Here is an 8911-nt window from a genome sequence, read left to right on the forward strand (position 1 = left end):
GTTCTCGACCTCCCCCGAGCAGAACTGCGGCACGAGGGCGTCGAGCGCGACGCCGTATCTCCCGCCCTGGATGATCGTGGTCTGACCGGTGCCGACCAATACGGCATGGATGCCCTGCTCGTTGAGCGCACGGACGAGGATCGTCGCTGTCGTGCGCTTGCCGATCGCTCCATCCGTACCGAGGATCGCGATACGCGGGCAGGTCACGTCGAAGATGCGTCCGGAGAACAGGTGGAGATCCTTCTTGTCCTTCGGGCGGCGGATGTCGGTGATCGTGACCTGGGCGAGCAGCGCGGCCGCGACGAACTCGGCATCGTCTGTGAGGAACTCGTGCAGGCCGTTGATGATGTGCATCCCGCGGGCGATGCCGTCCAGGAGCACTGTCCGCTGGTCGGCGGAGAGCAGTCCGTCGGCGGGGGCGACGCCGCAGATCAGGTAGTCCGGGACCTGGCCGGCGTGCGCGATAGCCGTGGGGAGACCCTCGAGGATCGGGATGTCGTTCGCGCGCCCGTCCAGGAACATTCCGGCATCCGCGCCGGCGTGAGTGCTGTCGATGACGCTGAGGACCTCGTACTTCTCGGAGTGGCGGACCAGGCCGTTGGCGGTCTTGCCGTCCTGCTCGCCGAACTGGCCTTCGCAGTAGACGATCGCCGTCGTCCCCGCGGGGAGGGCGATGGGCGCAGCCCACGCGTGCGCGGGGTCGATGAAGGACGGGATTGACGGGGTGGGCATGACGCTCCTCGGGCTCACACAGAGGAGGCGACGGAGAACGAAATGACCGATGAGGCCCGTTGGTCGACGAGAAGTCTTCCCTGATGCCGACAAGATGCCGACATCTTCACCGTAGCAGTGCTGTCTGGGACCGGGCCGCGAGGAAGTAAAGGGCCGGTCCGGTGCCGGACCGGCCGGAACACCTCGATTTCCGATCGACGCATGAAGGAGGGCAATCCGATCGGACGTGTGCTTCGAACCATCGGTGAGTCGCGAAAAGCGGCGCCACCCAAGGAGGAATCATGCGTTTCATCCCCACCAAGGTCCACGGAGTCCTCGACTACATCGTCGGCATCGCGCTCATCGCCGCCCCCTGGCTGTTCGGCTTCGCGAGTGTCGGCGGAGCAGCGGTCATCATCCCGATCGTGCTCGGCGTCGGGCTGATCGTCTACAGCCTCTTCACGAAGTACGAGTGGGGCCCCTTCGGCTTCATCCCGATGCCCGTCCACCTCGTGTTCGACATCGTCGCCAGCCTCTTCCTGGCGCTCTCGCCGTGGATCTTCGGATTCGCCGGTGAGGCGCTCAACGTCTGGCTCCCGCACGTCGTCGTCGGAGTCGCCGTGATCGTCGTGGTGCTGTTCTCCCAGCCGCAGCCCGCGACCGCCCGGGGACGCGCCGCAACGGCCTGACCCCACCCCCGGACGCGGTGCCGGGCGACTGGACTTCCCGAAGCAGTCGCCCGGCATCGTCATGTCGGGGCTAGTCGCGTGTGCTTTCGACGCCGCGGAGCGTCTCGCTCAACCAGCGGCCGTAGAGCCGCCAGGGATCGCCCTCCCGCTGGAGCGCGGCGACGTGGGTGCGGAGCTCATCCGTGAACGTGAACCATTCGCCTCCTTCACGGATGCTGGCGAAGTCCCTGTGGCGTTGCTGCTCGACAGCTCGCCCTCCGCGCTCGAAGGCGAGGAGCTCTTCATGCCGGATGTTCGCCAGTCGCTGCCGCGGACGGCGGCTCGTGCCGATCTTCACGCGGCGGTGGAAGCGGATGTAGTAGACGACATCGACCCGGGGGAGAGGCAGGTCGGTATCGGGGGCATCACCGTACCGCCAACCGCAGGAGCTGCAGCACAAGGCGCCGTCTCGGCGGACACCTCGCGCGTTCCCGCAGAGGGCGCACGGACCCGGCAGTGTGAGTTCGGACGACACCGTGGCAGGCTACGCGCCCCCTCGGACACCCGCGCTCTTCACCCTGGGGCGCGACGTGCGTAGGGTCGAGTCCATCGGCGGAGGGAACGAGGATGATGGCGGCGGTGCGGATGATGAAGGCGTCGCTCGCGCTGTGGCTCGGCGCGATCGCACTCGTCGCGTGCGCGCCGCCGGCCGTCACGCCGACGACTCCCACGCCACCGGGTCCGACGCGCCCTGCGGAGTCCGGAGACATGCCAGCGGGAGAGGTCACGACGATCGCGGAGGGTCTGGCGGCTCCCTGGTCCATCGCCTTCTCCGGAGACGTCGCGTTGATCAGTGAACGTGACACCGCCCGCATCCTCGAGGTCTCGGACGAGGGGGCGCTGCGTGAGGTGGGCGTGGTTCCCGGCGTCGAGCCGCGCGGCGAGGGCGGGCTCCTCGGCATCGCCGTACGGGATGCGTGGCTGTACGCGTACTCGACGGCCGCCGACGAGAACAGGGTGCAGCGTTTCGCCCTGTCGGGGCTGCCGGGGGCGATGGAGCTCGGCCGATCGGAGACGATCCTCTCCGATCTCCCGGCCGCCGGGAACCACAACGGCGGACGGATCGCCTTCGGCCCCGACGGCATGCTCTACGTCACGGTCGGAGACGCAGGAGATCGCGATGGCGCACAGGGCCTGGAGTCGCTGGCAGGGAAGATCCTCCGCATCACGCCCGACGGGGAGATCCCGGAGGACAATCCTGTTGCCGGATCAGCCGTCTACAGCTTCGGACACCGGAACCCGCAGGGACTCGCGCGGGATGAGGATGGAACCCTGTATGCGAGTGAGTTCGGTCAGGACACCTGGGACGAACTGAACGTGATCGAGCCCGGTGGCAACTACGGGTGGCCGACGGTCGAGGGCATCGCCGATCGGGAGGAGTTCGTCGATCCGATCCAGCAGTGGCCGCCGGACATCGCGAGTCCGAGCGGCATCGCGATCGCGTCGGGATCGATCTTCATTGCGAACCTCCGAGGGGAGCGGCTCCGGGAAGCGCCGCTCTCCGCTCTCCGCATCGCCGAGGAGCACTTGGTCGGCGCGCTCGGGAGGCTGCGCGACGTCGCGGTCGCTCCCGACGGGGCGCTCTGGATCCTCACGAACAACACGGACGGGCGTGGTGATCCGCGTGAAGGCGACGACCGCGTCGTCCGTGTCCAGATCGAGTAGCGCGGCGGCCGGCGCCGACCTCACTCTTCGGGAATCTCGCGCCCGAACGCCTCGAGCGTGATGGCCTCAGGCTCAGGTCCACCGCGCACACCGGAGTCGAGATCGTCGATGCGACCGATCTCGTCGGCGCTGAGCACGAAGTCGAAGACGTCGAAATTCTCGGCGATGCGAGCGGGCGTGACGGACTTCGGAATGGCCTGGACGCCGTTCTGGAGATGCCAGCGCAACATCACCTGAGCGGTCGTCTTGCCATGCGCCTCGGCGATCGCACGGATCACGGGGTCGTTGAACGTGCTTCGGGACTCGTCCCCTCGGTAAGACGTGATGCCGCCGATCGGCGACCATGCCTGGGTGAGGATGCCGTGCTCCGTGCCGAGCCGCTGCAGCGGCTTCTGCGAGAAGTACGGGTGCACCTCGATCTGGTTCACCGCCGGCACGATGGTGGTCTCCGCGAGCAGCCGTTCGAGATGGGGCACCATGAAGTTGCTCACGCCGATCGCTCGTACCTTGCCCTCCGCGAGCAGGGCCTCGAGAGCCCTGTAGGCGCTGATGGTGCGATCGAACTCTCCGGGGAGGGCCTGGTGGAGGATGAAGAGGTCGATCACGTCGACCTGCAGCTTGCGGACGCTCTTCTCCCACGCGTGGAGCGTCTCCGAATACCCGTAGTCGGAGATCCAGACCTTCGTCTCGAGGAAGACCTCGTCGCGGCGGAGACGCGACGCCCGGAGCGCGTCGCCCACGCCGCGTTCGTTCCCGTAGGCCGCCGCGGTGTCGATGAGTCGGTATCCGACCTCCAGAGCGGAAGCGACGGCGTCCGCCGTCTCGGCGGGGGGAGTCTGGAAGACGCCGAAACCCAGTGCGGGCATCGCGACCCCGTTGTTCAAGGTGAGGTGAGTGGTCATCACTCGACGCTATGCCCGGTCGTCAGAGCGTGGGAGGTACGGTCAGTACCCGGCAGACCCCGCACAGACGGTTCGTCTATGCCTGCGCGGGGTCTTCGATCGTCAGATGATGTCGCGTCCTTCGCGTTTCGCTTCCTTGGCATCCTTCACGAATGCGCGGATCACGACGGCGAGCACGCCGACGACGATGATCGGCCACACCAGCACGTAGGCGGTCAACAGCAGGGTCTCCATCAGGCGTCCTTTCCGGCGAGCGTGTTGTCGCCCTTCACATCGGCTGTCGGCGCGACCGCCACGGTGTCGAAGCGGCCGGTGCGTTCCTTGATCAGATCGAAGTCGAATCTCCTCGTCCTGTTCATCATCGTGAGGCCGACGCAGACGAGCGTGCTCACCGCGTAGGCCACCAGCGAGCCCGACAGCACCGGATACTCGTGGAGGAAGCCGATCGCGAACGGAGCCGATATGACGGTGGCGAGCCCACCGACGATCAGTGCCACCCGCAGGCCGAAGAAGCCGAACGACATCAGAGCGAGGACCACCCCGATCCCGATGACCGACAGGATGTCACTCACGAGCCCCCAGCCGCCGGACAGGGAGATCCACTCGAATCGCACCGGCAGGAACGCGGCGAGGGCGGCGATCACGGCGATGCTGAACGCGGCGTTCGTGACGCGATCCCAGTAGAAGCTCGCGATGACGGGGAACACGAGCGCTCCCCACATCGCGCCGACGAAGACCAGCAGGTCGAGGATGTTGAACTGCATCGACGCGAAGCAGAGCGCTGCGGCCGTCGCGCCGATCATCGTGAGTCGGCCGACGAGCAGCATCGTCTTCGGGTTCGCGTTCTTCTTCCCCGCGATGTTCTGGCCGTAGACGTCGGCCATCATGATCGACGAGAGCGCTGTCATATCGGCATCCGCGGTGGAGGACAGCGATCCGATGATCATGACGAAGAACACGCAGATCAGGATCGGCGGCAGATAGGTCGACGCCATCTGCGGGATCAGGTTGTTCACGTCGCCGTCCATGGGCTGGACTCCCGCGTACAGGGCGAGCACGCCCAGCATGCCGATGCCGATGATCGATGCGCCATAACCGAAGGTCGCCGTGACGAAGGTCTTCTTGATCAAGTCTTCGCGAACCGCGAAGAGCCGCTGCGCGATGGTCTGGTTCCCGATGGCGTAGGCGAGCACGGCAGCGATGTACGGCGCTCCCTGGTTGAAGAAGGCATCCGAGGAGAAGAAGTCTCGCTGCTGCGGAGTGAGGTTCGACGCGCCCGTGACGAACAATTCAGGTCCCCCCGCGGCGAAGAAGATCACCGGGACGATGATCGCGACCGCTCCCAGCATGGCGATGACCTGCGCGAAGTCGGTCAGCACGGAGGCCCGGAACCCCGACCACAGCGTGTAGGCCAGAACGCCGATCGCGATGGCGACGATGCCCTGCGTGAACGTGAACGGTGACAGCATCGCGACCAGTGCTCCGCCGGCGATCAGGTTCGACGTGAGGCTGATGAGGCTCCCGAGCACGTTGGAGCCGGCGAGCATGAGCTGGCTCGAGCGCCCGTGGCGGGCGAACATCACTTCGGCGATCGTGTGCGCGTGGGGCGCGACCTTGCGGATGCGTCGACCGAAGGGGTAGATGAGCAGGATCATCAGCGCGCCCCAGAGGCCGTAGTGGATGGGCCCGGAGATGCCGTAGGTGTATCCGGATGTCGCAGAGGCGTACATCGAGGATGCCCAGATCCAGGTGGCCGTCATCGACGCGGCCGAGATACCGAAGCCGATCTTGCCGCCGCCGGTCATGTATCCGTCGGCGTTCTCCCTTCTCCGGGAGATGCGGATGGACATGTAGAGGCTGCCGCCGAAGAACAGCAGCATGAGCAGGACCACGATCGGGCCTGACAGTGTGGTGAATTCTTCCACCGGGTACTCGCTTTCTCGTCGTGATGCGGCGTTGCCGCGTGTCGATGGAGAACGAGTCCCGCTAGGTGGGGGAGTACTGCGTCGTCTGGTGTTGGGGATTGCGGGGGCTGCGGTAAGCGGTCGACATGGCGAGAACGAACCTGGACCACTGAGGCGCATCGCAGCACACAGACGAGTGGCCCGGGGTGCGGCTCCTTTCGGGACGGCCGTTTCCGGGCGCACCGAACAGCAGTGCATCCTCGAACGGGATTCGTGGATCGCGTCGGTGAGCCTCCGGGCATCTGACGCCTGAGATCACCGTGAACGCGTGACCATCGCTCCGGGGGATGAGCGTCTTTCGACCATAGCAAGTTCTCAGGAAACTCGCGGGGCGCATGGTGAGGGAACAAGAAAGCCCCCGGGGAGACCGGGGGCTGGATGGTGGGCGATACCGGACTCGAACCGATGACCTCTTCCGTGTGAAGGAAGCGCGCTACCAACTGCGCCAATCGCCCATACCTGTGGGGTACGTCAACCGATACTACCGGACGCTACGGGGCGGTGAAGACCACTCAGCGAGACACGCGCGAGATTCGCTGCCGGTTTGGCGGAGTGCGGATCTTCGGCTAATGTTTCATGAGTGCCCGGGACAACCGGGAACGAAATGCGGATGTAGCGCAGTTGGTAGCGCACAACCTTGCCAAGGTTGGGGTCGCGAGTTCGAGTCTCGTCATCCGCTCGAGTGCAGCAGGTCTTCTCAGGAAGGCGTGCAGCACGTGGGGTCAATCCACACGGTGGCGTGGCCGAGCGGCTAGGCACCGGCCTGCAAAGCCGTTTACACGGGTTCGAATCCCGTCGCCACCTCACGGGAAAACTGAATAGCCCCAACGGGCGCGATTGGCGCAGCGGTAGCGCGCTTCCCTGACACGGAAGAGGTCACTGGTTCGATCCCAGTATCGCGCACAGACAGAAACCCCCGGTTCTCCGGGGGTTTTTTCGTGTTCCACGTCGCTCCGCACGGCGGAGCGCAGGGATGTCGGACCGGTGAACGGATGTCGGGCCCGAATCAGGCTTTCGCCCCGACATCCGTTCACCGGACCCGACATCCGCCGGTTCATGCGAGAAGCGTCTCCCCGATGTACCCGCCCTCCATACATCCGGGCGGGATGGCGAACACCGCGGACCCGATCGGGACCGTCCATTCGTTGAGCAGGTCGAGCTCGTCCAGTCGACGCTGCATGGGGATGAACTGCCGCTCGATGTCGGCCTGGAATGAGATGAAGATCAGCCCGGACTCGGAGACTTCGGAGCCGACCGGACGTTCGTCGTAGTTGTACGCGCGGCGGAAGATCCTCTCGCTGCCATCGCCGCGCGCGCCGGATGTGCGCGAACTGCGGGATCACGGGGAACCCGATCGATGTCTTGGCCTCGAAGTCCGGTTCGTCGAACTCCTCCGTCCCGGTCAGTGGCGCCCCGTTGGCGAGGGTCCTCCCCACGGAGGCATCCCGACCGCCGCGGTCCAGCCGGTCCCACTTGTCGAGGTCCATCCGGATGCGGCGGAGCACCATGCCCGTCCCGCCCGCCAGCCACCCGTCCGCGCTCCACACGACCCCGTCGAAGTCCGCCGTTCCCGGTTCGGGGTTGGTGGTGCCGTCGACCTGCCCGAAGAGGTTGCGCATCGTCGTCCCTGGGCGCTCTGTACCGTAGGCGCGACGGAAGCCCTGCTGGGTCCATCGGATGCTCGCGAAGCCACGGGCATCCTTCAACAGCATCCTCGTCGCGTGGGCGACCGTCAGCGGGTCGTCACCGGCGATCTGGATCAGAAGGTCGCCGTCCGAGAACTCCGGCCGCAGCTGATCCACACCGAACGCCGGCAGAGGCGCGAGCCACGTCGGGCTCGTTCTGCCAGCGCGGGCGACCAGGTCGGGGCCGAAGCCGAAGGTGATGGTCAGCCGCGCAGGTGCGAGGGCGAGCTCCGGCTCGGAATCAGCGAGGGCGGGGACCCCCTGTGTGAGCCGGGCCGCGTCGTCCGTCAGGATCCGCATCAGGCGAACGAGCCCTTCGCGGTCCACGTCATCATGGAGGTCGAGGCCCACGAAGACACCGTGAGCTTGCGCTGCGGTGTCGACACCGGCCTGGTGCGTGCCGAAGAAGGGCACCGTCTGGTCGCCGTTCATCGGAGCGGCGACCGGCTTCGCGTCGTCCTTCTGATCGTTCAGGGCGAGATCCACTCCGACCGCCGCGACCGCGCCGACGCCGGCGACAGCTCCTCCGAGGAGGAACTGTCGCCGGGTCGACCCGGTGCGACGGGAGCGGGCGCCCTCAGCGGGCGCCGACATCACTGCCCCGAGCCGTCTTGCATGTCGCCGCCCTCGTAGTTCTCGTTCGCACCGGAGTAATCCTTGACGGGTGCGGTGAACTCGAATGTCGAGTCATCGGAGAAGGTCAGGGTGAAGGTGACGTCACTGCCTGCGGTGAGGGGACCCGTCAGATCCATCATCATGATGTGGTTGGCGCCGGGCTCCAGAGGGAGGCTCCCGCCGGCGGGAATGATGAAGCCGCCGTCCTTCTCGCGCATCACCATCTCTCCGGCCTCGTTCTCGACAGTCTCGTGCAGCTCGAGCATGTTCGACGCCTCGGACGCGACGGAGACGACGGTCACATCGTCGTCTCCGCTGTTGACGAGTGTGCCGAATCCTGCCGACATGCCCTCGTCGGCCGACTTGACCCAGGCATCCTCGATAGTCACGGTCTCGCCGGCCGGGCGCGGCGCCGATTCGGTCGGAGTGCTCTCCGGAGTGCACCCCGTGAGTGCGAGGAGGGAGACAGCGATCACAGCTGCCAGACGGGGAAGGTTCTTCGTGGTGTTCATGATGGTGTCTTTCACAGGTCATCTGCCGCGGAACCGCCGGCTTCCGGCGGTGCGGCTGCCGTCCGAGGACGGCGAAGGAATCGAATGGCGACGAAGACGAGGACGGCGATCGTCGCCCCGCCTGCGCCG

At 66.3% G+C, this 8911-nt stretch carries 8 protein-coding genes, 4 tRNA genes and 1 pseudogene; 5 read left to right on the top strand and 8 right to left on the bottom strand.

The window, feature by feature from the left end; translation table 11 throughout:
• A partial coding sequence (locus tag DSP71_RS23795; protein WP_258546429.1) for a DUF1611 domain-containing protein occupies positions 1–732 on the bottom strand: 732 nt, incomplete at its 3' end.
• A 281-nt stretch (positions 733–1013) separates the two neighbouring features.
• Between DSP71_RS23795 and DSP71_RS12785 the strand changes: the two genes are divergently transcribed.
• Positions 1014–1400 carry an SPW repeat protein gene (locus tag DSP71_RS12785; protein ID WP_058631749.1) on the top strand — a complete coding sequence of 129 codons (387 nt, stop codon included), beginning with the start codon at positions 1014–1016 and terminating at the stop codon, positions 1398–1400.
• Between the two features lie 70 nt (positions 1401–1470).
• Here DSP71_RS12785 and DSP71_RS12790 read toward each other — a convergent pair whose 3' ends face one another.
• Complete coding sequence (locus DSP71_RS12790) at positions 1471–1914, bottom strand: GIY-YIG nuclease family protein (RefSeq protein WP_082738598.1); 444 nt, start codon at positions 1912–1914, stop codon at positions 1471–1473.
• Positions 1915–2006: 92 nt separating this feature from the next.
• Here DSP71_RS12790 and DSP71_RS12795 point away from each other — a divergent pair, with 92 nt between their 5' ends.
• Positions 2007–3104, top strand: coding sequence for a sorbosone dehydrogenase family protein (locus DSP71_RS12795; RefSeq protein ID WP_181800731.1), 1098 nt, complete (start codon positions 2007–2009; stop codon positions 3102–3104).
• A 20-nt stretch (positions 3105–3124) separates the two neighbouring features.
• On the opposite strand, the gene DSP71_RS12800 is transcribed toward DSP71_RS12795, so the two are convergent.
• The 4 genes from DSP71_RS12800 to DSP71_RS12810 form a co-directional block, all read right to left on the bottom strand.
• The gene (locus tag DSP71_RS12800; protein ID WP_113681273.1) at positions 3125–4006 is read right to left on the bottom strand and encodes an aldo/keto reductase; all 882 of its coding nucleotides are present in this window, start codon (positions 4004–4006) and stop codon (positions 3125–3127) included.
• 102 nt (positions 4007–4108) lie between these two features.
• The gene (locus DSP71_RS22730) at positions 4109–4240 is read right to left on the bottom strand and encodes a putative transporter small subunit (protein ID WP_211368750.1); all 132 of its coding nucleotides are present in this window, start codon (positions 4238–4240) and stop codon (positions 4109–4111) included.
• A complete protein-coding gene (locus DSP71_RS12805) occupies positions 4240–5886 on the bottom strand; it encodes a sodium:solute symporter family protein (RefSeq protein ID WP_113681292.1) in 1647 nt (548 codons plus the stop codon). The genes DSP71_RS22730 and DSP71_RS12805 overlap by 1 nt, the downstream gene beginning before the upstream one ends.
• Positions 5887–6349: 463 nt before the next feature.
• A tRNA-Val gene (locus DSP71_RS12810) sits at positions 6350–6425 on the bottom strand.
• Positions 6426–6576: 151 nt separating this feature from the next.
• Here DSP71_RS12810 and DSP71_RS12815 point away from each other — a divergent pair.
• The 3 genes from DSP71_RS12815 (at position 6577) to DSP71_RS12825 (ending at position 6873) form a co-directional block, all read left to right on the top strand.
• Positions 6577–6649, top strand: a tRNA-Gly gene (locus DSP71_RS12815).
• A gap of 54 nt (positions 6650–6703) precedes the next feature.
• A tRNA-Cys gene (locus DSP71_RS12820) sits at positions 6704–6774 on the top strand.
• A 27-nt stretch (positions 6775–6801) separates the two neighbouring features.
• Positions 6802–6873: transfer RNA gene (locus DSP71_RS12825), tRNA-Val, on the top strand.
• Between the two features lie 151 nt (positions 6874–7024).
• Here DSP71_RS12825 and DSP71_RS12830 read toward each other — a convergent pair.
• Positions 7025–8249 (bottom strand): annotated as a pseudogene (locus DSP71_RS12830) (Dyp-type peroxidase).
• Positions 8249–8782 (bottom strand): copper chaperone PCu(A)C, encoded by a 534-nt coding sequence (locus tag DSP71_RS12835; protein ID WP_046747239.1) that lies wholly within the window; start codon positions 8780–8782, stop codon positions 8249–8251. The pseudogene DSP71_RS12830 and the gene DSP71_RS12835 overlap by 1 nt, the downstream one beginning before the upstream one ends.
• Positions 8783–8911 lie beyond the last annotated feature (129 nt).

Origin of the sequence: Microbacterium sp. H6 (assembly GCF_003314775.1) — a bacterium.
Lineage (GTDB): Bacteria > Actinomycetota > Actinomycetes > Actinomycetales > Microbacteriaceae > Microbacterium > Microbacterium oxydans.

Bases quoted from the DNA above. Each gene is read 5' to 3' on its own strand.
- DSP71_RS12785 (WP_058631749.1), top strand. From the start codon at position 1,014: ATGCGTTTCATCCCCACCAAGGTCCACGGAGTCCTCGACTACATCGTC.
- DSP71_RS12795 (WP_181800731.1), top strand. From the start codon at position 2,007: ATGATGGCGGCGGTGCGGATGATGAAGGCGTCGCTCGCGCTGTGGCTC.
- DSP71_RS12800 (WP_113681273.1), bottom strand. From the start codon at position 4,006: ATGACCACTCACCTCACCTTGAACAACGGGGTCGCGATGCCCGCACTG.
- DSP71_RS22730 (WP_211368750.1), bottom strand. From the start codon at position 4,240: ATGGAGACCCTGCTGTTGACCGCCTACGTGCTGGTGTGGCCGATCATC.
- DSP71_RS12805 (WP_113681292.1), bottom strand. From the start codon at position 5,886: ATGCTGCTGTTCTTCGGCGGCAGCCTCTACATGTCCATCCGCATCTCC.
- DSP71_RS12835 (WP_046747239.1), bottom strand. From the start codon at position 8,782: ATGAACACCACGAAGAACCTTCCCCGTCTGGCAGCTGTGATCGCTGTC.